This is a genomic window from Legionella navarrensis, assembly GCF_052527415.1.
The window spans coordinates 203,392-229,325 of record NZ_JBNVZR010000002.1 but is presented as its reverse complement, the minus strand read 5'-3'; the positions used below and the strand labels follow the sequence as shown (position 1 = coordinate 229,325).

The following is a 25,934-nucleotide window of genomic DNA, read 5'->3' as shown; positions in this document are numbered from 1 at the left end:
GCAGGTCGGTGTCGTCGTGCTGCCACCTGTCGGTACCACCGCATTGCTCACTGAACCGGTTGCTGTCTGATTTACCGTTGTCGGATAGGTAAAGCTGTAGGTGCCAGGTGCGGTACCGGCTGGAATAGTACAGGTAACCACCTGACCTGATGCCGTGCATCCTGCCGGCAGGGTTCCCAGTGTCTGACCGGAACTCAGGGTATCGGTCAACACCAGATCGGATTCGTTGGCTGCCGTAGTAATCACCGCCTGCAGGCTGTAGTCAATGGTGTCACCAGCCGCAACAACAGTACCGGTCGCGGGATTGGCGGAGTTGCTCACCGCAATAATCGCGGGCGCTATCGGATGCGTGGTTGTGCAGGTCGTGCAGGTCGGTGTCGTCGTGCTGCCACCTGTCGGCACCACCGCATTGCTCACCGAGACCGTTGCTGTCTGATTCACCGTGGCCGGGTAGGTAAAGCTGTAAGTGCCGGGTGCCGTGCCGGCTGGAATGGTACAGGTAACCACCTGACCCGTGGCTGTACAACCCGCCGGCAGGGTTCCCAGTGTCTGGCCGGAACTCAGAGTATCGGTCAACACCAGGTCGGATTCGTTGGCCGCGGTGCCTATTACTGCCTGCAGACTGTAATCAATGGTATCGCCTGCCGCAACCGCTGTACCGGTCGCCGGATTGGAGGAGTTGCTCACCGCAATAATCGCGGGGGCTATCGGGTGCGTGGTCGTACAGTTCGTACAGGTCGGTGCGGTAGCACTGCCACCCGTCGGTACGACGCTGTTATCTACCGAGACCGTCGCTGTCTGATTCACCGTGGCTGGATAGGTAAAGCTGTAAGTACCCGGTGCCGTGCCAGCCGGAATGGTACAGGTGATCACCTGACCCGATGCCGTGCATCCTGCCGGCAGGGTTCCGATGGTTTGCCCGGCGCTGAGGGTATCCGTCAACACCAGATCGGATTCGTTCGCTGCCGTACCAATAACGGCCTGCAGGCTGTAGTCAATGGTGTCGCCTGCCGCAACAGCAGTACCGGTTGCAGGACTGGCAGATTTGCTCACCGCGATAATGGCTGGCGCTATCGGATGTGTGGTCGTACAGTTCGTACAGGTCGGTGCGGTAGCACTGCCACCCGTCGGTACGACGCTGTTATCTACCGAGACCGTTGCTGTCTGATTCACCGTGGCCGGATAGGTAAAGCTGTAAGTACCCGGTGCCGTGCCAGCCGGAATGGTACAGGTAATCACCTGACCCGATGCCGTACAGCCGGCCGGCAGGGTTCCGATGGTTTGGCCGGCACTCAGGGTATCGGTTAAGACCAGATCCGATTCGTTCGCTGCTGTACCAATAACGGCCTGCAGGCTGTAGTCAATGCTGTCACCTGCCGCAACAGTGGTACCCGTCGCAGGATTAGAGGATTTACTTACCGCGATAATCGCGGGGGCTATCGGATGAGTGGTCGTACAGTTCGTACAGGTCGGTGCGGTAGCACTGCCACCCGTCGGTACGACGCTGTTATCTACCGAGACCGTTGCTGTCTGATTAACCGTGGCCGGATAGGTAAAGCTGTACGTGCCAGGTGCCGTACCAGCTGGAATGGTACAGGTAATCACCTGACCCGTAGCCGTACAGCCGGCCGGCAGGGTCCCGATTGTCAGGCCGGCACTCAGGGTATCGGTCAGCACCAGATCGGATTCGTTGGCAGCCGTGCCAATCACCGCCTCCAGGCTGTAGTCAATCGCATCACCTGCGACAACAGTGGTACCGGTCGCAGGAACAGACGATTTGCTCACCGCAATAATCGCGGGTGCAATGGGATGTGTGGTACTGCAGTGCATACAGGCAACCCCAGAACTACTGCCACCAGTGGGTACTACCTTGTTCTTGATTTGCGTGATGGCCGTCTGATCCACCGTTACGGGATAGGTAAAGGTATATGTTCCCGGTGTTGAATTAGCGGGCAGAGTACAGGTGATGACAAGGCCTGCCACCGTACAGCCTGCCGGCAGGGTTCCCAGCGTCTGGCCCGCACTTAAGGTATCCGTCAGTATCAAATCTGAGTCGTTGCCAGAAAGACTGATGTCTGCCTGCAGCGTATAATCAACCGTGTCACCTGCCGCAACAACGGTACCACTCGCAGGGTTTGATGATTTGCTCACCAGAATGGTCGCTGGAGTAACCGTATGAGTTGTGCTGCAGTTCGTGCACGTTGGCGTGGTAGCGCTGCCACCGCTCGGCACCACCGTATTACTCACCGTGCCGCTTGCATTACCATCAACCGCAACATCATAAGTAAAGGTATACGTACCCGGTGCCGTGCCGGCTGGAAGGGTACAGGTAATCACCTGACCCGATGCCGTGCAACCTGCCGGCAGGGTTTCCAGTGTCTGGCCGGAACTCAGGGTATCGGTCAGTACCAGATCAGATGCGTTGGCCGCCGTACTGATTATCGCCTGCAGGCTGTAATCAATGGTAGTACCTGCGTCAACTGTAGTTCCGGTCGCAGGAACAGACGATTTGCTCACCGCGATAATCGCGGGGGCTATCGGATGCGTGGTGGTGCAGTTTGTACAGCTCGGTGCCGTGCTGCTGCCACCGGTTGGTACGACGCTGTTATCAACTGAGACCGTCGCTGTCTGACTCACCGTTGCCGGATAGGTAAAGCTGTAGGTGCCAGGTGCCGTGCCAGCCGGGATAGTACAGGTAATCACCTGACCCGATGCCGTACAACCGGCTGGCAATGTTCCTATGGTTTGGCCGGCGCTCAGGGTATCGGTCAACACCAGAGGGGAAGCGTTGGCCGCGGTGCTTATCACCGCCTGCAGGGTGTAGTCAATAATATCGCCCGGGACAACGGTGGTACCAGTCGCAGGACTTGCTGATTTGCTCACCGCGATAATCGCGGGGGCTATCGGATGCGTGGTCGTACAGTTCGTACAGGTCGGTGTGGTAGCACTGCCGCCGGTCGGTACGACACTGTTATCTACCGAGATCGTTGCTGTCTGATTCACCGTGGCCGGATAGGTAAAGCTGTAGGTACCAGGTGCCGTGCCGGCTGGTATGGTACAGGTGATCACCTGACCCGATGCCGTGCATCCTGCCGGCAACGTTCCTATGGTTTGCCCGGCGCTCAATGTATCCGTCAATACCAGAGGGGAGGCGTTGGCCGCCGAACTGATCACTGCCTGCAGGCTGTAATCAATGCTGTCTCCTGCCACAACGGCCGTACCGCTCGCCGGACTGGCGGATTTGCTCACTGCAATAATCGCGGGTGCTATCGGATGTGTGGTCGTACAGTTCGTACAGGTCGGTGCAGTGCTGCTGCCGCCCGTCGGGACAACACTGTTGCTCACCGAGCCGGTTGTGGTCGAGTTCACCGTGGCCGGGTAGGCAAAACTGTAGGTCCCAGGTGCTGTACCGGCTGCAATCGTACAGGTGATCACCTGACCCGATGCCGTACAGCCTGCCGGCAGGGTTCCTATGGTTTGCCCGGCGCTCAGTGTATCCGTCAGTACCAGAGGAGAGGCGTTGGCCGCGGTGCTTATCACCGCCTGCAGGGTGTAGGTAATGCTGTCGCCTGCTCCCACGGCGATGCCGGTAGCGGGATTGGATGATTTGCTTACGGCGATTATTGCCGGTTTGATCGGATGCGTTGTTGTACAGGTTGAACAGGTCGGTGCAGTGCTGCTGCCACCCGTCGGTACCACCGTATTACTCACGGAGCCCGTCCTGGTCGAATTCACCGTAGCCGGGTAGGCAAAACTGTAGGTACCCGGTGCTGTACCGGCTGCAATCGTACAGGTAATCACCTGACCCGAGGCCGTGCATCCTGCCGGCAGCGTTCCTATCGTTTGTCCAGCGCTCAGGGTATCCGTCAATACGAGAGGAGAGGCGTTAGCCGCGGTGCTTATCACCGCCTGCAGGGTGTAGGTAATGCTGTCGCCTGCTCCCACGGCGGTGCCGGTGGCCGGATTAGACGATTTGCTTACTGCAATTATTGCCGGTTTGACTGGATGCGTTGTTGTACAGTTTGAACAGGTCGGGGCGTTGGTGCTCCCACCCGTCGGGACAACACTGTTGCTCACCGAGCCGGTCGCGGTCGAATTCACCGTAGCCGGGTAGGCAAAGCTGTACGTACCCGGTGCTGTACCGGCTGCAATGGTGCAGGTAATCACCTGGCCCGATGCCGTACAGCCTGCCGGCAGCGTTCCTCTGGTTTGCCCGGCACTCAGGGTATCCGTCAATACCAGAGGGGAGGCGTTGGCCGCCGTACTGATTACCGCCTGCAGGGTATAGGTAATGCTATCGCCTGCTCCTACCGACGTACCGGTGGCCGGATTGGACGATTTGCTCACCGCGATCGTTGCCGGTTTGACTGGATGCGTTGTTGTACAGTTTGAACAGGTCGGGGCGTTGGTGCTCCCACCCGTTGGTACAACACTGTTGCTCACCGAGCCGGTCGCGGTCGAATTCACCGTGGCCGGGTAGGCAAAGCTGTAGGTACCGGGTACCGTGCCGGCCGGAATGGTACAGGTAATCACCTGACCCGAGGCCGTGCATCCTGCCGGCAATGCTCCTCTGGTTTGCCCGGCACTCAGGGTATCGGTCAATACCAGAGGGGATGAGGTGTTAGTCAAGCCGATCACCGCCTGCAGGGTGTAGGTAATGCTGTCGCCTGCTCCCACCGACGTACCGGTGGCCGGATTGGACGATTTGCTCACTGCAATCGTTGCCGGTTTGATCGGATGCGTAGTCGTGCAGTTCGTGCAGGAAGTGGTAGTCGTACTGCCGCCACCGCTGACAACCACGGAATTGCCTACAGAACCTGTCACACCAGGGTTGACGGTGGTCGTGTACGTGAAATTGTAGGTACCAGGTACTGTCTCTGCCGGTAGCGTACAGGTAATCACCTGCCCCGCAATGCTGCAGCCGGGAGGCATGGCTCCCGCCGTCTGCCCGGCAGTTAACGTATCCGTCAGAATTAAATTGGCCGCATTAGCTGCATTGGAAAGAACCGTTTGCAGCGTATAGGTAATCGTGTCTCCCGGTAAAACCTCTGTGCCTGTAGCCGGGCTGGACGATTTACTGACCGCCGCCGTTGCCTGAATCCGGGTGTTGGTCATCGTACAGAGAACGCTGGTATCGCTTACGCCTATGGTTAACTGATTCCCTGACAGAGGGGTATCGTTTCCCGTACAACTGAGCGTACTGTTGTAATTACTGGCCGAACCAGTGGTAAATGACTGCGAGATGGTTCCAACGTCACCCGACAAGAGGCTGACAGCCGAACTGGTTGTTGAGTTGTTCCCTGTCGAAATCGAATTGACGGAGGTGTTGCTGGGAAAGCCGGAACTGGATAAGGTGACCGCGTCATTAACCTTTCCATTGACCCATGTTGTTCTCAAACTCAGGCTTACCGGAGCTTTATTGGTGAACGTACAGGTAATGTTTGAGCCTGACACCGTTGCCGCTGCATTCAAGGTGACCTGACGTGAGCCCAGGTTAACCGTTGCTGTTCCACCCGATCCAAGCCCCGTGCAGGCAATGTCAGTCAGCGTAAAGCCCGCGACGGCTGCTTCTGTGATGGTAGTAGCCACACCAATTGATGTTAACGTTTGCGTTGTACCAGTTCTTATCGTACCAGGTGTAACCGTAGTAATCGCTTCCGCGCTGTATCCGTTTGTGCCAGTGAAATTGAAGGTACCTACGCCGCCTGTTGATCTCTTGCGGATGCGCATGGTGGGGTTTTCCCATTGAATGACGGCCATACCATCACCGCCGGGACAGCTCGAACCCGCACAATAGCCGCCAACAGCAATACCCGCGACGTATTGTGCGTCAGTGTTACCTTGCGGTACCCCACCTGCGTTGGCGGTACCGCTGCCTCCAGCAGAGCTACCGCCAACACTGCCAATAAACCCCGAGCCACCGCCACCGCCACCATTTGCGGTATTAAGAGCACTGGTAGGCTGGCATGGGCCACCACCACCGCCGTAATACCCACCGCCGCCACCGCCGCCACCTTCAGAAACAGCTGAAGTATCGCTTCCACCCGCCCCTCCCTGGTATTGGCTGCCACTGGTTGCGGGGGTGGCACAGGGAACAGGTGTAGAAACCGTACCGCCGCCAAATGAAGACGTTCCGGGAAGCCCTGTTCGGGTGCCACCCGTGGCACCCGAAGTACCACCACCACCTCCTCCCGGACCATAATTTGCGTCAAGGAAGCCTGTGGCTCCAGAGCTGGCACCGCCACCCCCTCCCGCAGACAACAATAGCGTGCCCGAAAAAGGCGCACCTCGCCAGATAAAGGTACCGCCACCACCACTGGAACCCCTCGCAAGGACACCTGCTCCACCAGGTCCGCCACCGCCAAAGGTACCTGTAAGGCTGGCTGTCTGCCCTCCCTTTCCTACCGTAATATTAAGTGTTTCGCCTGGTGTTACAGCAACAGCAGAGGCCAGAGTATAGCCGCCTGCGCCAGCGCCAGGGGACGCAGAATATGTCCCGTCAGGCCCCCCTCCTCCAGCCCCCCACAGTATCACATAAATAACCGTCACCCCGGAGGGCACAACAAAGGTCTGGTTAGCACCCGAGGCGGTATAGCGCCTGCATGAATCATATCCTGAGGAAGGTGTGCACGAAGTGACGGCAAATCTGTTTTGTTTCTGGGGTTGCTCCTTAGTTAACAGGGTTTGCAGGACATCGGCTGGATTGGCAAAAGGATTATCAAAATGAATGCGTGCGTAAGCCGGGGATAAAAAATTATCCCCGACAAAAACCAACAGCAGAACAAAAATTCTGCTCCAAAAAGTCCATTTCATTCTCATTGTGCCGAAATATAGTCCAGTTAAGCTTCGCTTCAATGCACATCCTGTTAATAACAGTCCATCATACCTGACTTTCCGGCTTCTGCGCGAGAATAATTGTCAATATTTCATTAACCTACCGGCATGCCGACATCAGGTATTTCTCAGAATCAGAGCCAGTATCGCGATAAACACAATCAATATCAGCGCCAGAACCCCAAGCGTTGAAAAGCTCTTGCTCAGATTTTCCCGGCTGAACAGATCCGGTCTGTTTTTAACCGTGCGGTATGTGTACCAGACAATCAAACCCGCCCCCAGCAAAGCCAGCAGTTGATAAAAAGTTTCCATTACTTACTCCCTGTTTTTTCAAATGCGAACGCATCCGAATACAATCTTGATTCAGCCACACCCGCGGCAACCAGAGCATCACGGGTGGCGTAGACCATGTCAAAAGGACCGCTGATGACTATCTGATAATCGGATAAGTCACGTGCGTGATTCTGCAGCACCAGCCCCGCCAGCGTCTCGGTCGAGCCAGGAGCGGACAACAAGGATTGATAGCGAAAATGACTGACATGAGCCTGCCATTGCCTGACCTTCTCGTCCAGATACAAATCGCTCTGCGACCGCGCACCCCAGTATAATGCAAACGGCCGTTGATCGCCGCTTGCCAGCAACTGTTCAATCATGGCATTGATAGGCGCAAAACCCGTGCCCCCTGCGATAAACAGGATGGGTAAGTCCGAGTCCAGTCGATCCAGATGACATTCTCCAAAAGGCAGGCGAATGCGCACAGTGCCTGTTTGCCTGATCTCCGTGAATAAGGCCTGATTGCAGGTATTCTGCGGATCATGGCGTATATGCAGTTCATAATTATGCGCACCCAGAGGTGCATTGGCAATGGAATAGCTCAGCCATTCTCCGGCCGACATCAGCTGCAGGTATTGTCCGGCCTGGTAATCCATGTAGCGCTCAGGCAGAAGATGCAACACCAGGATTTTATCCGTCACCGGATTAATGCGCGTCACCTGGGCATCCATTTCCACACTGTTCATAAAGAAATTCCCAAATCCTGCCAGTAAGCATTCACCGTATTTAACACGTCCTGGTCCATCACGATGGGCTTACCCCACTCTCGCTGCGTTTCACCCGGCCACTTGCTGGTCGCATCCATACCCATTTTGGAACCCAGCCCCGACACCGGCGAGGCAAAATCGAGATAATCAATAGGCGTGTTGTCGATCATCACCGTGTCTCGCAGGGGATCCATGCGCGTGGTCATGGCCCACACCACATCCTGCCAGTTGCGTGCATCAATGTCGTCGTCGCAGACTATCACAAACTTGGTGTACATAAACTGACGCAGAAAAGACCAGACCGCCATCATGACGCGTTTGGCGTGTCCGGGGTACTGTTTTTTGATGGTGACAACCGCAAGACGGTATGAACAGCCTTCCGGTGGCAGATAAAAATCCACGATTTCCGGGAACTGCTTTTGCAACAGCGGGATAAACACCTCGTTCAGGGCCAGACCCAGAATCGCCGGCTCATCCGGCGGACGGCCGGTGTAGGTGCTGTGGTAAATCGGATTTTTGCGCTGCGTCATGCGCTCCACCGTAAACACGGGAAAAGACTGCATCTCGTTGTAATAACCGGTGTGATCGCCGTAGGGACCTTCCAGCGCCTCTTCATTGGGATCGATGTAACCCTCCAGGATGATTTCCGCACTGGCCGGTACGTGCAGATCGTTACCGATACAGCGCGTCAGTTGTGTACGCTGCCCACGCAGCAGACCGGCGAAGGCGTATTCCGACAACGTATCAGGAACCGGCGTTACCGCGGCGAGAATGGTGGCCGGATCCGCACCCAGGGTCACGGCAATGGGAAAGCGCTCACCTGGATAACGCTGTTTCCAGCTTTGAAAATCCAGCGCGCCGCCGCGATGCGACAGCCAGCGCATGATAAGCTTGTTGCGCCCCAGAACCTGCTGACGGTAAATGCCCATGTTTTCCCGGTTTTGATCCGGTCCTCTGGTGGTCACCAGCCCCCAGGTGATCAGTGGCGCCACGTCACCCGGCCAGCAGGTCTGAATGGGCAGACGCGCCAAATCAACCTCATCATGCTCCCAGACCTCTTCCTGGCAGGGGGCACTGCTGACGTATTTCGGTGCCATGGTGAGTGCGTGCTTCAACAAAGGCAGCTTGCTGAAGGCGTCTTTAAACCCCTTCGGCGGCTCGGGTTCCTTCAGTGCCGCCAGCAGTTTGCCTACCTCGCGCAACGCGGCGATACTTTCCTCTCCCATCCCCATGGCTACCCGCTCCACCGTGCCAAATAGATTGGCCAGTACAGGCATGCCGGCACCTTTAGGCTGGGTAAAGAGCAGAGCCGGCCCACCGGCGCGCAGCGTCCTATCACACACAACCGTCATTTCAAGGTCGGGTGAAACCGGGTAATGAACCCGGGTCAGCAGACGGCGCTGCTCCAGTTGATCGATAAAGTCCCGTAAATCAGCGTATTTCATGGATGCTCATTGGTTGGAAAAATAAAAACAACGGTGATTATGACATAGGCCTGAGGATAAAAGGTAGGCGCAGACTGTCTGATACACAAATATACTGCGCTGGATAACAATATCCATTATATTTAATGAGGCCTCAATCCTTGCTGTCAGGCTGAGATCGTGAGTGGGCTATTTTAGCGACACCCCTGTTAACATTTTATTTTTGAGATGGACATCATAATGAATACGATTGGAATATTGCGGGCTATACGAACAGATGAGCTGGACATGATACGGCAATGGCGAAACGAGCCGGGAGTCAGGGGAAATATGTATACCAGCCATCTTATCTCCGCCGACGAACACCTCAAATGGTGGGAGCGGGTCAGTGCCGACGAAAGCTGCCGGTATTTTATGTACGAATACGAGGGCAAGGCGACGGGAGTTGTATGGTTTTATGCCATAGACAAAAACAGCCAGAACGCTTTCTGGGGATTTTTTGCCTCCCCTGATGCCCCCCGGGGAACCGGCTCCCGCATGGAGCGGCTTGCCCTGGATTACGCGTTTTCTACCCTGAAATTAAAGAAACTGTCCTGCGAGGTTTTATCCAATAATCCGGCCGTCGTGAAACTGCATCTCAAATTCGGGTTCCGGGAAGAAGGGCTCTTTCATAATCATCATTTTAAAAATGATGCCTTCCTGAATATTCACCGGCTGGCCATCTTTCCTGATGACTGGGAGCGCAAAAAACGGGAAATGCAGGAAGCTGTCGCATCATAAATCGCTCTGTGCCGGACAAAAACTCCGAACTGTCATTCCCGCGCAGGCGGGAATCTATCCTGGAGCTGGCCCCGAGCCTGATTTGACCATGGATCCCCGCCTGCGCGGGGAGGACAAATGATGCACTGAGCATAAATCGTCTGAAAGTTACTTCACCAGAAGCCTCTCAATCTCAAAAGCCTCGGCGTATTCAAAGCCATGCGTAGCCCCACGAAGCTGTGCCAGAGCCTTGACGGTTTCGTAGGATCGGCTGTGAGGATGCGCCCTCATCTCTTCATGATAAAAGCTCAGGGCCCGCATCTTGTTCTCGATAAATGCGCTGATGTTCACAATCATATTGGGATTGAATTTTGGCGTGGAGCAGCTGTTCCACTCCGTGCTTGAAAGCACTTCAAAACAATAAACCGCTTCAATACTGCTGCCGACCATAGGTCTCGAACAGGTCAAAACCGCCTGATGCGTCACCCGATGATCCACATTCAGATCATTGCAAAAATGCGTGTAGATGATCTGCGGCTGCGCTGCCTGAATAATCTCAGCCAGGGGCTTCACCACCTCCAGCAGAGGCACGCTGTCCATTTGATTATCGGGGAAATCAAGCTGCCAGATCTTACTCACCCCCAGATAATCGCAGGCATCGAGGCAGGCCCGGCTGCGTCCATCTACCTCGTCGCCTCGGGCAGACTCTCGTGATCCAACACCATTGGTCATAAACACAACGGACACCCGATCACCCTGAGCCACATGCCTGGCCATTGTGCCGGCACAACCCAGCGCCTCGTCATCAGAATGGGCGGCAACTACCAAAATATTTTTCATGTTCTGATTCTCCAAATCCCGGTTCGATAAAGACGCGGCAAAGCAACCGTCAGTGCGCCGGGCCTGCTCAGGCTATTATTAACAGTCCTGAAGACAATGCTGGTTTATAACGGCCAATGCCTGCTCATGCAGGGCCTTGTCGCGTGCAATGATTAATCCGCTGCTGTTTTCAAACGAGCCGGAAAAAGGAATTGCCCCGCCCCGCAAATCGCTCATGATCCCGCCTGTTTCATGCAATATCACTGCAACAGGTGCGACATCCCAATCACGAAATAAAACATCCTTTACAAATAAATCCGCACCGCCATCCGCCACCATGCAGGCTTTTAAGCCAAAGGATCCACACTCAAGGTATTGGCTTACGTTCATGGCCTGAAACAGGGTCTTGGCCACGCGTTGTGGCTGGGGGTAATTGTCAATCAGGTTGATGCGGCTGCTTTGCCTGAGGCGTGGCAAAGGCGTCCCGTTCCGTTTTGCGCCCTTGCCTCTAATCGCTGTCCAAAGCCTGTTTAAGACTGGTGCATACACGGCACCATATACCGGAACATTATTTTCAATATACGCTGCCTGGGTCACAAAACCGTCAAAACCATGATACCAACTGGCGGTGCCGTCAATAGGATCAATCAGCCAGTAGGCATCTGGTCGCTCAGCATGATGACTGGTATCTTCTTCTGACAGAATCGTGGCACCAGGAAAATGCTGCAGAATCATGTCGGTCAGACGTTGGTGCGCTTTTAAATCAGCGCTTGTCTTAAAGGCACTCGGCTCCAGAACGGAACGGGCCTCATGATCGTCACGCCAGGAACTGATGGCCTTGCCCAGCGCAACAAAATCCTGCTCAAACCTGTCGAGATTTGTTTCATTCATAAAATAGCCGCCATATAGTTATTCAACGCCCGTCGCAAATCATTATCTGGTTTGACGCCTCGTGATTCCAGTGAGGCCAGATCAAATGCGAACTCAGGATGCGCAATGGCGCAGTTGAACTCTGTTTTGAAGTGCTCATTACAATAAGACAATAAGCGATTGATAGAATAGACGTCAGGATACGCCACATTCACCGGATTAAATCCAGTGAATGTGGTTTGTGACAACTCATAGATGATCCGGGCGGCATCCATAACATCCATCGCAGCCCATATAATGGGCTTATCCGGAAGGCTCGGCGTTTTGCCATCTCTCAATGAGTGAATCAGATTGGCAATAAGACCAGATTGGCGATTTCCGCCAAACAAACCGGGAATCCTGACAGCCAGCGAATCCCGGCCACTTTGCCTCAGCAATAACTCGCCCTCATATTTACTGCGTCCATATTCTGAGGAGGGATTACCCGCATCAGGCTCCGAGCGTGACAGTTTCGTCGATTCACCATACACAGTCATCGATGAAATGTAGATTATCGGGCAATCGGTTGCCGACAGGAGGTTATCCAGCATCCGGGTATTATTGAGCGAAAGCTCTGCCTTCTGATAATCGGCCAGGGACTGCGGCACAAATGCCGCGCAATGGATAAGCAAATCGGGCGACAGTGATTTAAACCGCTCAGTAACCTGCTCTTTGTCTGCCAGATCGCAGGCGGCCTTATTGCCATCCGTGGTGCGGACAAGCTCCACAACAGGGGTGTTTTCCTGCTGGAATACCGAAACAAGATGCCTGCCTAAAAAACCATTGGCGCCTGTAATTACAATTGTCATCAGCTCAGATCGTCCCTGATTTATTAAACCATGCTCCAGTCAATCCACTGATCCGCCTTGATATCAACCCGCGCTTTCTTACCCAGCAGATTGTTTTTCTCATGCGGCTGAATGCCGGTACCGGGTCGCTTGGTTACCAGCATGGCCTCCGTAATGATATCCCCGGTTTTAATGTCCTGCTTCGCATGCAGGGAACGCCGGCCATTTACAAAGGTATCCATCTCTTCAATTCGCGGACCGTTTTTCGCACCATCACCCATGGCACCTTCAATTTCACGGATTTTTCGCATCATGGTGCATAATTCATCTGGCTCCATGGCAAAGGCATGATCAGGACCAGGCAGATTTCTATCCAGTGTGATGTGCTTCTCGAGAATGGAGGCTCCCATGGCAACGGCGGCCAGAGGAATGGTGTCGCCCATCGTATGATCAGAGTAACCCGTGACAACATTAAACGCCTGCTTCATAGACAGCATCGCTTTCAAATTGGACAGATGTGCTGGTGCGGGATACAGCGACGTGCATTGAAACAGTGCAATTTTGTTATTGCCTTCCTGGCGACACACATCAACCGCACGTTGAATCTCCATCCAGTCAGCGAGGCCCGTGGACAAAAGTACGGGTTTGCCGGTCTTCGCAATGTAGCGCACCAAATCGAGGTCAGGAATATCAAAGGACGCGACTTTATGTGCCGGTGCGCCAATAGCCTCCAGACCATCGACGGCATCATAATCACAGGGGGAGGAAAAGAAAATCACGCCCTTTTTCGTTGCGTAGTCACGCAGGGCCTGCTGCCAGTCGCGATTAAGCTCCAGCGTACGAATCAGTTCGTGGATATTGTCGTAGCCCTTTAAATAGTCAGGCATATGGGCATATCGGGATACATGATTCGAGGCCTTGAAGGTCTGGAACTTGACCGCATCCACGCCGGCTTCTGCCGCTGCATCGATATGCTGAAGAGCCAGGTCAAAATCCTGGTTATGATTGGAGCCAATTTCGGCAATCACAAAAACCGGATGCCCATCTCCAATTGTCTTGTCTGCTATTGTGAATTCCATCTCGCAACTCCTTGTGCTATGCCGGATATATATTATTGAACCAGTTTCTTTTCAGACAAATGGTTTCGCGGGGGAGGAAAATCGAGTCCTGGTCCACGCGGGCCTCCGCAAAGGGATCAAACCCTGCTGCGACACTGAGGCAGAAGGTTGTCGATATGCGAGGGTTTATTTCGAATGGTAAAACCTGACCATCGGCGGTCAGCATACACTGAATGTTGTATACGCCATGTGGCTTAAATACCGCATGAAAGGCTTTTACGTATTGAATGATATTTTCATTGAGATCAGTTCTTGCCCGGATGGTTATTCCCCGTTTTTGCTCAATCAGGACAGGAACAATGGCGGTCAGTTCACCCTGCCTGTTTCCAGCAACCAGAATGGTATATTCATCCCCCTTACCCAGCTGCTGAGCCAGTAAGGTTTCAGGCTGTGCCTTATACAATAACTGATAGGCGGCAATCTCCTGTTCCGACGTCAACACACAGACACCGCGGGAGCCTCTGCCAGAACGTGGCTTGACAATTAACGGAAAACCAATCTGGGCGGCCTCTGTTACCGGGCGCGTTTGCGGCACACTCAGTCCGGCTTTCTGCAGGGCATTCATGCAGTCAAGCTTGTCCAGCATCAGTCGAACGAAATCAGCAGGCGGCGCAAAAATTTCGGGGAGGTTTTTATGGCGGTTATCGCAAAGGACGGGCAGTTCTTCATCCACACCAGGAACAATCATATCAAGCTGCAGGCTGTCGCTGATTTCTGCCAGGCGGCTCAGGAACTGAGGATCATTGGCAAAGGGCAGCGATACTTTTCTGTCTGCCGGAATGCGGTCATCAATCGAATCGACACAGGCATCACCGAAATAGAGATCGTACTTATTGGATAAGAATCGCCAGAGCGCTTCCGTCGCCGCTCCCCCACCACCTGTAAAGAGTATTTTCTTTTTCATAGTATTCAATGGTCACTCATTGGTTAAAAATCCTGTTTTTACATCTGCTCATCATGCCGGGCATGAAAGATGGCTGATTTCATTCAGCAAATCCTGTAACAACGCACCATTGGCGCTAAAAAAATCATTTTTAGACTGCAGGCGCCTGATAATATCATCAGGCAGGTGATCGATGGTTTCTGCCAGGCGTGAGGTATCGTCGACGTATACCACCAGGTCTCGCTCGCTCAGGTCCTGACAGATCTGCTGCTGGTTGTCGGCCGCCTTGACAATAATCGACGGCAGCCCAACGTACAGTCGCTCAAGTATGCTGATTCCGGCAGCACTGATGGCCATATCAGCCTTCATCATCAAATCGAAATAGTAAGCTGGCTGAATATGAAAGTGGATATCAGGCCAGTCGCGATATTTATTGATAATATCGTCAATATAAGGGTTTTGCGCCCCCAGCACCACGTCCACGCGGCATCGGCTCCAGCGCGACTGAATCAGCTGAGCCAGCACAACATCTGTAAGATTTTTCGCATCCATCGAACCAAGAAAAACCAACAGAGAATGCACAGAGGATATCGGAGAGGCCTTTTTATCAAGACGTCCTCTGCGCACAGCTGCCAGGGCCGGATTGATCAGGGCATACCGCAGTCCCAGGAGTTTTTTACAGGAACGCGGAACCAGGCTGTCATAGCGGTTGAGGTAGTTATTGTAGGGGTTGTAATCCAGAAGTACATCACACTCGTGTGGCCGGTTGGCCAGGTCATCGATAACCATTAAGCGTTTGACATGGGCCTTAACGGCCAGCTCCCAGTCCCGGTTCAGGCCATACACGTCAGTGATCAGCAGATCGACCTCGTGTCCCGAGATGGCCGACAGCGTTTCGTCTGCGTCCTGCTGCTGGCTGACACCCAGCCATTTAGCGTAATCATCGTTTGCGCCAACAACAGAGTAAGCCTGTTTCTGTTGGGCTGAATAGGGAAGTAATTTACAGGCATGGGAATGCTTTAAGATCAGCTCATGGCAATTGCCGGGCAAGTCGCGACAAATAAAAAATACCGAATGGCCGGCATCCCTCAGACTGTCTGCCAGCACCATGCAACGCATGACATGACCAGAACCAATCAATATTGATGAATCAGCGCGAATAACAATCTGCATCCCTGTTTTTCCAATGTGACGTGTTTCATTTATCCCTGTAAGCAAAATCATGCTATCAGACTACTATTTACGAATCCAGAAATATTCCAGAAGATTGTTGCACTGAGGACTGAAAGGATTAGAATCAAAGGCAGGATTAATTTCAGAAGGATCTACCTGCCATGATGGTGCTCAACGATATCGACGCGTTTATCAAATCCGGTAATTTTCATTCAGCGGAAAGTCTGGCCATGCAGGCCGTTCTGGATGATCCGGACAACCTGGCCCTGCGATACAGACTGGCCTCAATTTACCTGCGCCAGAACAACCTCGAAGAAGCGGAAATCCAGCTTCAGTATTCCTATGAGCGAGCACCGGATCAGGTAGCAAATCTGGCCACCTATGCAACTGTTCTGGCACGATTAGGCAAGTTTGAACAGGCACTTTCCATTATAAAAAAATACGAAGAAAAGGCAGACATCAATGCCCGGATACTGTACACAAAAGTGGATATATTTGTTCGTCTTTTAAACTGGCCCATGGCTAAAAAATATATCACCCAATATCGGGAGGCCTTTGCGGAAAGTCTCGCCGTTGAGCTTAGCGCCTGCAATATTCATATCAAGCTGCGCGAGTTTGATGAAGCCCAGACACTGCTTGAAAAACTGCTGAAAAAAAATCCGGATAATGCCCGGATTAAAACCATGCTGAAAGAAGTGGAAGTCGAGTCTATTCGCTATAACAATTCATTGGAGCATGTCAATCAGTCGAGTAACAGTAATCTGACAACCTACCATGATTATTTGCTCAATGCCGATATCATCCGTGAATTTCAGAATGAGCGGTTATCCTGTGAAAAATATCGTGAGACCATGCAGCGCTTTCCAGACCGGATTGAGCCACGCATTCGTCTGATTGAGCAGCATCTGGCGCAGGGCATGTTCGATGAGGCGGCCTCATTATGGTCAGCTGTTCTTAATGATTTTCCCTACCATAACAGCCTGCTTTCACTTGAAAGAGCAACGCAGAGCTATTCCTGTGAAAAACAAATCTCCGAGCTTCTTTCTGAGACGAGCAGAAAAATACAGGAAAACGTCGGGAATGCAAACGGTCTCAAAAAAATTGCCATCATAGGCGGCTCCAACAGCATTATGCTGAAAGGATGGGCGCCCGCATTTAAGGAAAGCCTGCAGAGACTATACGACGTAAGCGTTAATAACTTTGGCCTTGGCGGCATTTCGAGCCTGTATGGTTTAACCATTATCAAGGAAAAGAAATTACTGGAACAATATGATCTGCTTATTTTTGAATACACGCTGAACGATGTCTACTTCAACAGCATTGATGGTTATCCGGAAGAGCTGATTCGTTCCATGACGGAGGAGCTGGCAAGATCAGCAGCCGAGTCGCGCTGCAAACTGCTTTTTCTTGAATTTGTGCCATTAAGTGAACTGGACAGACATCTGAAAAACGAGTCTGTTGTTCCCAGTATTTACAAAAAAACGGCTGAAAAATATAACATCAATTATTTCTCTGTAACGGACTATATAAAAAGCGAAAATTATTCCCGACCTAACATGGAGCAGCTCTATACCGATGAAATGCACTATACCTCAGGCTTTTCACATAAACTGTGTAATGAGCTGATTGGCTCGGTTTTCAGTAAGACCCTGTCGACAACGACCCATGCCCCCACCGAAGATACCAGCGATCCCTGCGACATTAAGCTGGATAAAATCAGGCTGTTAAAACCCGATCAGGTAAACATTAACGGCAATTGCAGGGAAATATATCGTGAAACAGCAATCATCAGAGCCAGTTTTTTAAATATTGATAAAACAGCGACAGTCAGTTTTGATCTCAGGCCGGGAGAGAGTCTTTTGGGGCTCATGATCAATTCGACGATTGCAACGGGATATATCAAGGTTCAGTTTGGAGAAGACAGGCTGTTCATCAAAAACATTTATGCGAACAGACCATCCAGCGACCATGAAAAACCAAGGATATTTTTAAGACAGTTTTCGCAGATCCTGCAGGCGAAAGAAACGACCCGGGTTATCATTACCCCCAATGTTACGGAAGACGACATCAAGAACCTGCCTGTTGATGTCACAGCCTACCCAGCCAGTACCCTTTGTCCGCTGGAGCAGCAGGAACTGGAGTTTTCAGGCATATTGATTGCCTGATTGCAGGCGTGGAAAAGGCTACGCTCCCATCAATGACTGGTGCGTGAGCGTAGCCGTTACAGGTTGGGCCTTGGCCTATTGGCACCTAATTAATTTGCTTCATTATTGCCCACTCTTTTTTGGTAACTCACCACGTCATCCCGAGCGCAGCGAGGGAGCTCCCTGCAGTGGCACATATGATAAGGATTGAGCCTTATCAGTTCCATCCAGCCTGTATTTTCTGATACGATTCCTGTGTTATCAGGAATCTGCGGTAACAACACAGTCCAATACAGCAAGGAATAGTATAGATATTCATACGGAATCATATGTTTACCTCTTGGCCAATAAACACCATAATGTTTTGTATACTGGTGTTACCAATGATTTGATACGCCGTGTTTATGAACACAAAAATAAACTCGTGGCTGGATTTACCCAAAAATACAATGTGGATCGACTGGTTTATTTTGAAGTTTGTTCAGGTATCGTTGTGGCCATTGAGCGTGAAAAACAAATCAAGGGGTGGTCTCGAAAAAAGAAGCATGATTTGATTAATTCATTGAATCCTGAGTGGAACGATTTGTATCGTTCGATATGTTACAGATCCTGCCACTGCAGGGAGATCCCTCGCTGCGCTCGGGATGACGTGGTGAGTTTGCAAAAAAATGGAATCAGCCTGGACGCCAACTTACCGCGGCTTGTTCACGGAAAATCAAGCAAAAATCCAGGTCTGACTTGAAGGGCCGGATTTATATGGTTAGGCCTCACGCCAGGGCCATTCGTGTCCTGGCATTCAGCTGCTGAATCAGCGTTTCATCCGTCTTGTATTTCAGTTGAATCCCGGAATTCAGCGCAGCAATGTCCTGATTTTCATCAAGCACCTTGAAAACGTTAGCGGTTGTTCTTTCGAGGCCCTCCGCTTTCAGTTTTCCACATAATGCTTCAAACATGTTCAAATCATCCGCGTAATCCAGCGTCAGGCGATAATTTCGAATCAGATTTTCAGGTAAATCAACATAATTTAACTTGAAAAACTCCGGATTATTCTCAAAATACCAGGTCATATACTCAGAAAGCTCGGCGCGATTAAAATAAGCCAAAACGCGCTTTAAGGCTGTCGCATTAATAATCTGGCAGTTGGTACCAACAGCAAAATGATTGGCTGTTGTGTAATCCGCGCCTGATTCAAAATGGCTTTTTAACAGCGCTTCAGCAATTTCTGGAGAAGTCAGCGGGCAGTCGGCTGTCACGCGGACAATCACATCAATGCCGAACTGCTCACTCGCAGCCACATATCGTGAGATAACATCATCCGGATCCCCCTGAAAAAATGACACGCGGCCACCCAGGGTATAATTTTTTAACTCCGCATCCTCATTCAATACGGAGGTTGCCAGAATCACCACATCCTGCGAAGGAATGTTCAGACAGTTTTCCAGACACATTTCAACAGATGGCTGACCATCAATCGGCAGAACTGCTTTTCTTTCCAGGCGGGTACTCTTAAGTCTGCCGCCAACAATGACACCGATTTTCGCCTGTCTGAAATCATCCTCGCAAATGGCCGAATCCAGCTTTTTATCATGCTTCAATACTTTCTTTTGTGTCTGAATATGCCGTATTTGATTAAAGGTCAGACCTGTCTGATCAGTTCGCCTGAATTTGATGTCTGCCAATCCTAACAATTGACCGGATTGCAGGTTGTTCCGTGTTACGGGTATCTGGATACTTTTTTCCAGATAGTTCTTTTCTGCCGCACTGATAAAATATCCTTTGGAAGCCTCAAGCCAGACGCCAATTTTTTTAAACAGCATCTCAAACTGTTGTGGCTCCAGAGAGGAGTAATAATCATATTTGGTCTGCGCTCTATCAAGACAAATATGCTTTTCAAGCAAATCACAGCCATGGGCCAGAGCCAGCACGGGAATATCCAGAGCAGCCGGTGTATTGGCATCAACATGATCAGCCATGCATACCCTGTTACTGAACAGGGACTTGATCACAGCTATTTTTTGCAGGGCTGTATCCTTAACTTCTGTTGGATACGATTGAAAGCCCACCTGCAGGATGATTTCACGAAAATGAAAGGCCTGAAACTCTGCTGCCAGCCTCACCACCTCGTCAAGCTCATAACCGGAAATATTCAGTATGACGTTGAGTGAGCTCAAATCCATTTGCCTGAGCGCTTCACGTATTTCGTAGTTTTCCAATACAGAAGCCTGAATTTTAACGCCATGAATCAAATGCTGATTACTGCGCAGTACATCAATACTGTAAACATCAAAAAGATCCAGCCAGACTTTGCCTATGTCTTGATGCGCCGTTGCAATAAGCTCCTGCCAGAATGCCTTGTCAAAGGTAATTTCCTCATAGGTTTTGTACCAGGAAAAATCTTTCAGCGCGAGGCCATCCGGGGAAAATATCTGAAATTTTATCGATTTATTGGGATAGTTAAACCTGGCTCCTGCCCGGACAATTTCCTCGAGAGTCGCCTTGTTCCCCGAATGTGAGTTCGCACATTCGATAATAAGCTCAGGATAGTATTGCGCTGTCATAAAAGTATCTCTTGTAATGTTGTAATAATGCAGTCCAAATCACTGGCGCTCAAACCTGAAAACATTGGCAGGCTGATCGCTCGACTATAGTAATGCTCAGCAACGGGGTAATCAGACGCATTGAATCCCATGCGCTGATAATAGGGCTGGCGATAGACTGGAATATAGTGCAGATTTACGCCGATACCTCTGTCGCGCAAAGCCTGAAATATGGCCGCATGACCTGAACCGGTTCGCTCCAGATCCAGGAGAACAGGGTATAGGTGCAGGGCGGAGCGGGCATCTGGGTTTTGGTACGGCGTTGTAACAGGCAGATCGCGTAAACGCTCATCGTAACTCAGGCGCAACTCATGTCGCCTGGCAACAAACTCATCCAGCCGCGTCAGCTGGCTGACACCAAGAGCCGCCTGAAGCTCCGTCATTCGGTAATTGAAACCCAGCTCCAACTGCTCGTAATACCATCCGCCCGCCATGGGATTTTTCATTAACGCAGGATCGCGGGTAATCCCGTGACTGCGCAGCAACTGCATCTTTTCCATAAGAGCAGGCTGATTGGTCGTTGCCATCCCACCTTCTGCCGTTGTAATAATTTTCACAGGATGAAAACTGAACACGGTAATATCAGAATACTGGCAGCCGCCAACGGGTCGGCCCAGATATTGTCCGCCAATGGCATGAGAGGCATCCTCTATGATCCTGAATCCATACTTCTGGCCAAGTGCGTGAATGCGCGTCATATCGCAGGACTGCCCTGCCAGGTGAACAGGAATGACAATCTTCGGCAGCTTTCCTTCCTTTTCAGCCCGGATAAGCTTCTGCTCCAGGCGATCAGCGCACATATTATATGTAGCCGGATCAATATCAACAAAGTCGACCTGTGCACCACAATACAAAGCACAGTTGGCCGATGCAACGAAGGTTACCGGACTTGTCCATAACCAGTCTCCGGCTCCCAGCCCCAGCGCAAGGCAGGCAACATGCAGGGCCGACGTGGCGCTGTTCATGGCAATGGCATATTCAACACCACAATAAGCAGCGAGGTTCTGTTCAAACTGCGGGACCATCGGTCCCTGAGTCAGAAAATCAGATTTTAGAACCGCAATTACGGAATCTATATCATCCTGGTTAATATCCTGTTTGCCGTAAGGAATCATTAAAATCCATCTCCGTGATAAGTCAAATTAGGGTCAAGCCATTTCTGGCAGATTGATTCCGCATAATTTTTTAATATTTTCACATAAATGCTCAGCATACATCATATGACCATAGCGGCTTAGATGATGGCCGTCTTCGTGTACCATCTTCGCCTTATCTGCCTCATCAAATTTTTCCATGTCCATAAAAATCGACACATCCGACCTGATATGCTCACGCAGCACCTCATTAAATTCATGTATCACATCATTCTGTCTGGCATTTTTACTTAACATTCTTTCATTCGTTGGCAGCATCCCAATCACGATCAGGGGTGTTTTCGGCCCCCATCGCAGCTTGTCTTCCATAATCTTTTTTACATAATCCGTAAAATTGGATTTGGGAATGCGCGTTTCGCCATCATCTTTCAGCCAGCAATCGACGATTCCGTGATGAATGATTGATATATCGGAGCTCATCCAGGAGAACAGATCCGGTGTTATTCCCGAGGGTCGCTGTATGGAAGAGCCTCTGACCGCATAATTCGATACAATCACTTCCTCGTCCATCAGGGATGTCAGCTTTTTTTTCAATAAGAAAGGATAGGTTTGATCAATACGAAAAAAGCTTTCCGGGGAATCCTGCAGATTTTTTTGGTTCCATGGCCGCGGCAGACTGAGCGAATCAGAGGCGATTACCACATGAAAAAAATTTTTATCATCCATTTTATCGTCATCCAGTAAAATTTTATTCGATTATTTCCGCAAGCTGTTCCGAGCGCGATTGATGCGCCTGTCTGGCCAGCTGACTCAGTTGATTGACTATTTTAGATACCAGTAATTCATTATTACCAAAATCCGCATTGATATGCCTCATCGAATGAAACCAGACATCGGTGCCTGATTCGTCAATTCTGCGCCAGTGCATCTCGGCATGCGTAGAAAAAATAAACCCGGAACAGCCCAGCGACCCGGCTAAATCACTGACCACGGAATTGGGCGTTACAACGTAATCCAGGCATTTCATCAACGAGGCCACGCTGTCAAAGTCGTTAAACTGATCAATATTATCCAAATCAATCAATTTCCCGGGATAACGGGCGTTTATCCAGCTGACTTCTTCGGAAGCATCATCGTATTGCAGGCTGACAAAGGTGATGCCTGGAATTTTAAAAATGGGTTCGATTTCCTGAATCGTCAGATAATGAACATTTCTCATGGCATTTGACAGGAAACTTCGCCAGCACAGGCCAACCAGAAGGGTGTTTTTGGGAAGCTGCTGTTTCAATCTGTCCGTTTTGGCGTGATCGTATTTCAGGTAAGGCTTGCCAGGAAACGAGGAATACTGTTTTCTAAACTGCCAGATATAATCCGTGAACAGTATGATTTGATCTGCCTCACCTACGGCCTGATGACCACGGTTATCCAGTGCATTAATCAAATCATTACCTGGCAGCAGGTTATAATCTTCGCGGGGATACTGCGGTGTAAAAAACCGGGTTCTTCTGACTGGAATAAAATGAATATCGGGAAAGGTGCGCTCAAACAGATCGAGCAGACGATAGTCGCAGGTCAGTTTAAAGTTACTGGCACCCAGCGCTTTTGTCATCTCCTGATACATTGAGGCAAAACGAATTTCCTCCGCTGGACCAGAACTGAAGATGATTAACAGGTTATGGGCGCTCAGGCTGCCGGTCTGGTTGTATTTATCAGCACCGTAATAGCGAATCAGTTTATTTCTGAGTGCTGTATCAAGAAAACACCGGTAGCCTTCTTCAATTTGCTGCAGGCCAAAATGAATCGGCATGATATGCCCTTCATCCGTAATGTCTATTTTTTTAATTCTGGCCTTCCGTGCATAGCTCATCGCCTCTTCAAAACGACCCAGTCCTTTGAGAAGACGCAGCAGTTCGGTCACATTATCATGCGTATACTGCTGATGGACTGATTTTTTTATCAGACTCAGAGCCCGCTCATTCTCGCCCATGGTAGAGAGAATTTTGGAGTAGGTGACGTATATTTTGTCAGATAACTCACCCGTTTTAATGATGGTTTCCATGGTTGATTTGGCACGCGCAAGCTCATCAATCTCGAGATAAGCCAGTGCCTTGTGTATGCTTTGATCATTATCCAGTCTTAAGATCGCACGTAAGACATTGTAATATTCCGGGTTGTTAAAATATTTTTTAAATACAGCCCAGCTTTTATTAATTCTGTCTGGATTGGTCTTCAACTGTAAGACCAGTCTTTCCATAAGGTAGTCAATATTTTCTTCTGATAACTCCGTTGGCGCATTTTCCAGCTCGATATGCAGGCCTCCACGATTATGCGCCATAAACGCAATCTTCTGTAAAAAGGAAGCAATCTGAACCGCAGAATTCGTATCGAAGGTAAGCTCAGCCAGTTGAGCCATTTTCATGAATAAAACCGTGGAGGCATGACCCGAAATAAATAACTGTTTTGCAGCCTCTATGGCTTCGCCGTAGTTTTTATATTCTTTGTGGGTATCATGCAGCTGCAAAAGAACCCTGGCGGATTCATCGTTAACCAGCTTTCTTGGCAGAACGGGATACTCTGGAGGCTCTGGATTGTCCTCAGATTGCTCCATAGGCTCTTCCATGATCGTGGTCCTGGAGGCTATCAAATCTACAGACTGGCTGTATTCTTCATTCTGGCCCAGTAACCAGCTCAATTGTCGGTGAACGTAATCGCCTGGATGAAAATCATTCAGGGCCAATAACAGGTCGTTATAAATATCCTTATCAATATAATCGCGGGTTTTGGTTAAAAATATATCACGTGCCTGGCTGCTTTCAATAGCCCCCGCCATGGAAAACATGAACACGGTCTGGTACAGCCTGCCCGGATTATTATCAATCATTTTTGAGAAATTGATTTTATCAACAAGACCGTCTTTTACCGCACCCTCCAGATTGTCTACAAAAAACAATTGTGGCCAAAACATGGAGCGGCTTTTCATGGCAAGATTTTCGATATTAGTCAGCGCAAGCAGGCGGCTTTTTTCAAACAGATTATATTCATAATCGGCTTTAATTTTTAAACAGGCGGCCTTCAGCCCGCGCTCACTGTTGTTTAAATCCGCCAGATAGCGTGGGTAGATTAAATACACCCCGGCAACCAGTTCCAGCAGGGTTCGGGTGGCATCTCTTCGCGGCATTTCGGTTCGGTCATCGGTTAATCCCCAGCCGGCATAAAATGCCGCGCCAACTACGGTAACCTTTATGCCTCGAATAAGCGCTTCCAGACCGGAAAGCGAGTTAATGGTATAGACGTGATCAACCGTTTCAAGAAAATCAATAATAGGCTCTTCTGGTGAAATGATCTGCGCAAAGCACTCAACTTTTTTCCGTTTTATCTTGTTTTTTTTGTAGCCATCATAGGTTTCGGGATGGGGCCTAAACAGCACTTCGGCATCGGGATTTTCAAGCCGTGCCAATTGAATCAGCTCTTCTGTCGACCAGCCATCGGGATTGCCATAACGTATGGCGGCATCCGAATAGACCTGTCCTAATACCGCAACCCTTTTGGTCGTTTTTATGGAGTGGATAGTAGTATTGGCAGAGAAACGTGCCGGGTTATATTTTGAAATCTTCAGTTCACTGATTGTATTCAAGACCCCTTCTGCTTTTTTAAGCAAATCAGGATCCTTATCGAAAGGCCAGGTATTCAGAATGGTTTCAATATCGGAAGGCTGAGTAGAATCATAATACAGGCCGGTTTTATCAAGGCATATCGAGTAAGGCGTGGCATGCGATGCTCCCAGCGCGGAAGAACGGACAAAACCATCTTCCATTCTATAGATGGGGATATTGTTTTTTAACGCATATTTTCGTAAAAAATAACCGTCGGTAAAGCCCCAGACAATGATGACGGACGGCTTTTCTACCAGCGAATAAATGGCTTTTACAAGCCCCATGCCAACGTGTTTTCTGGGTGAAAATACGGTTCTGTATTCAGGAAGGTAATCACTGGTAAAGCCAAATTTCCAATCATTAAACCCTACCATCAGAGCGATTGGCTTGGGATCCGATTTATTTTTCCAGTTGTCACCAACAAGATATAAGCGGGCAAAACCGGAAACATCACCATAGATGATAAACGGATCGAGAAGCTCGTAGGGATATTGATGACTCAGTGGTTTTTTTCCACGTAAAAGCAGCGTTATCCGGTCAAGAAAATAAGAGCGTACTTTTTTTCTTACATCACTTTGTTTTGTCAGATAGTCTTTTATTTCTTTTATATAACGCATGACGAACCCATCTCATCCTAATTCAGGCAGCATAACTCTTAAACTGGTTAATTTTTGGTGCCATGACCACGTTCCTGTGGTC

The 25,934-nt window shown here is 50.4% G+C and carries 17 protein-coding genes; 3 read left to right on the top strand and 14 right to left on the bottom strand.

Translation table 11 applies throughout. The annotated features are described in order from the left end of the window. The 4 genes from ACQUTA_RS02730 to ubiD all read right to left on the bottom strand — a co-directional run. A partial coding sequence (locus tag ACQUTA_RS02730; RefSeq protein ID WP_444986655.1) for a prealbumin-like fold domain-containing protein occupies nucleotides 1-6,813 on the bottom strand: 6,813 nt, incomplete at its 3' end. 138 nt (nucleotides 6,814-6,951) lie between these two features. Then, nucleotides 6,952-7,146 carry a hypothetical protein gene (locus tag ACQUTA_RS02725; RefSeq protein ID WP_444986654.1) on the bottom strand — a complete coding sequence of 65 codons (195 nt, stop codon included), beginning with the start codon at nucleotides 7,144-7,146 and terminating at the stop codon, nucleotides 6,952-6,954. Further along, a complete protein-coding gene (locus tag ACQUTA_RS02720) occupies nucleotides 7,146-7,853 on the bottom strand; it encodes an NAD(P)H-flavin reductase (RefSeq protein ID WP_444986653.1) in 708 nt (235 codons plus the stop codon). Before ACQUTA_RS02720 ends, ACQUTA_RS02725 begins: the two co-directional genes overlap by 1 nt. Continuing rightward, nucleotides 7,850-9,319, bottom strand: coding sequence for a 4-hydroxy-3-polyprenylbenzoate decarboxylase (gene ubiD, locus ACQUTA_RS02715; protein ID WP_444986652.1), 1,470 nt, complete (start codon nucleotides 9,317-9,319; stop codon nucleotides 7,850-7,852). The genes ACQUTA_RS02720 and ubiD overlap by 4 nt, the downstream gene beginning before the upstream one ends. A gap of 219 nt (nucleotides 9,320-9,538) precedes the next feature. Between ubiD and pseH the strand changes: the two genes are divergently transcribed. Then, nucleotides 9,539-10,078 carry a UDP-4-amino-4,6-dideoxy-N-acetyl-beta-L-altrosamine N-acetyltransferase gene (gene pseH, locus ACQUTA_RS02710; protein ID WP_444986651.1) on the top strand — a complete coding sequence of 180 codons (540 nt, stop codon included), beginning with the start codon at nucleotides 9,539-9,541 and terminating at the stop codon, nucleotides 10,076-10,078. Between the two features lie 147 nt (nucleotides 10,079-10,225). On the opposite strand, the gene ACQUTA_RS02705 is transcribed toward pseH, so the two are convergent. The 6 genes from ACQUTA_RS02705 to pseG form a co-directional block, all read right to left on the bottom strand. Continuing rightward, nucleotides 10,226-10,897 carry a PIG-L deacetylase family protein gene (locus ACQUTA_RS02705; protein ID WP_444986650.1) on the bottom strand — a complete coding sequence of 224 codons (672 nt, stop codon included), beginning with the start codon at nucleotides 10,895-10,897 and terminating at the stop codon, nucleotides 10,226-10,228. Nucleotides 10,898-10,975: 78 nt separating this feature from the next. After that, nucleotides 10,976-11,767 (bottom strand): inositol monophosphatase family protein, encoded by a 792-nt coding sequence (locus tag ACQUTA_RS02700; RefSeq protein WP_444986649.1) that lies wholly within the window; start codon nucleotides 11,765-11,767, stop codon nucleotides 10,976-10,978. Continuing rightward, nucleotides 11,764-12,594 (bottom strand): NAD-dependent epimerase/dehydratase family protein, encoded by an 831-nt coding sequence (locus ACQUTA_RS02695; protein ID WP_444986648.1) that lies wholly within the window; start codon nucleotides 12,592-12,594, stop codon nucleotides 11,764-11,766. The genes ACQUTA_RS02700 and ACQUTA_RS02695 overlap by 4 nt, the downstream gene beginning before the upstream one ends. A gap of 23 nt (nucleotides 12,595-12,617) precedes the next feature. Then, entirely contained in the window at nucleotides 12,618-13,652 is a 1,035-nt protein-coding gene (locus ACQUTA_RS02690; protein WP_444986647.1) for an N-acetylneuraminate synthase family protein, read from the bottom strand. A 16-nt stretch (nucleotides 13,653-13,668) separates the two neighbouring features. Beyond that, nucleotides 13,669-14,595, bottom strand: a complete 927-nt coding sequence (locus tag ACQUTA_RS02685; protein WP_444986646.1) for an ATP-grasp domain-containing protein — start codon at nucleotides 14,593-14,595, stop codon at nucleotides 13,669-13,671. Nucleotides 14,596-14,646: 51 nt separating this feature from the next. Further along, nucleotides 14,647-15,747 carry a UDP-2,4-diacetamido-2,4,6-trideoxy-beta-L-altropyranose hydrolase gene (gene pseG / locus ACQUTA_RS02680; RefSeq protein ID WP_444986645.1) on the bottom strand — a complete coding sequence of 367 codons (1,101 nt, stop codon included), beginning with the start codon at nucleotides 15,745-15,747 and terminating at the stop codon, nucleotides 14,647-14,649. A 161-nt stretch (nucleotides 15,748-15,908) separates the two neighbouring features. Between pseG and ACQUTA_RS02675 the strand changes: the two genes are divergently transcribed. Both ACQUTA_RS02675 and ACQUTA_RS02670 read left to right on the top strand, forming a co-directional pair. Continuing rightward, on the top strand, nucleotides 15,909-17,912 hold the full coding sequence (locus tag ACQUTA_RS02675) for a tetratricopeptide repeat protein (RefSeq protein ID WP_444986644.1): 2,004 nt from the start codon (nucleotides 15,909-15,911) through the stop codon (nucleotides 17,910-17,912). 211 nt (nucleotides 17,913-18,123) lie between these two features. Beyond that, nucleotides 18,124-18,633 (top strand): GIY-YIG nuclease family protein, encoded by a 510-nt coding sequence (locus ACQUTA_RS02670; RefSeq protein ID WP_444986667.1) that lies wholly within the window; start codon nucleotides 18,124-18,126, stop codon nucleotides 18,631-18,633. A 25-nt stretch (nucleotides 18,634-18,658) separates the two neighbouring features. Here ACQUTA_RS02670 and ACQUTA_RS02665 read toward each other — a convergent pair whose 3' ends face one another. Genes ACQUTA_RS02665 through ACQUTA_RS02650 form a run of 4 tightly spaced genes read right to left on the bottom strand, consistent with a single transcriptional unit; the run spans nucleotide 18,659 to nucleotide 25,852 of the window. After that, nucleotides 18,659-20,449 carry a cytidylyltransferase domain-containing protein gene (locus tag ACQUTA_RS02665; RefSeq protein ID WP_444986643.1) on the bottom strand — a complete coding sequence of 597 codons (1,791 nt, stop codon included), beginning with the start codon at nucleotides 20,447-20,449 and terminating at the stop codon, nucleotides 18,659-18,661. Further along, nucleotides 20,446-21,603, bottom strand: coding sequence for a UDP-4-amino-4,6-dideoxy-N-acetyl-beta-L-altrosamine transaminase (gene pseC, locus ACQUTA_RS02660; protein WP_444986642.1), 1,158 nt, complete (start codon nucleotides 21,601-21,603; stop codon nucleotides 20,446-20,448). The genes ACQUTA_RS02665 and pseC overlap by 4 nt, the downstream gene beginning before the upstream one ends. A 33-nt stretch (nucleotides 21,604-21,636) precedes the next feature. Then, the gene (locus tag ACQUTA_RS02655; protein ID WP_444986641.1) at nucleotides 21,637-22,308 is read right to left on the bottom strand and encodes a GDSL-type esterase/lipase family protein; all 672 of its coding nucleotides are present in this window, start codon (nucleotides 22,306-22,308) and stop codon (nucleotides 21,637-21,639) included. Nucleotides 22,309-22,330: 22 nt separating this feature from the next. Further along, the gene (locus tag ACQUTA_RS02650) at nucleotides 22,331-25,852 is read right to left on the bottom strand and encodes a capsular polysaccharide export protein, LipB/KpsS family (protein ID WP_444986640.1); all 3,522 of its coding nucleotides are present in this window, start codon (nucleotides 25,850-25,852) and stop codon (nucleotides 22,331-22,333) included. Nucleotides 25,853-25,934 lie beyond the last annotated feature (82 nt).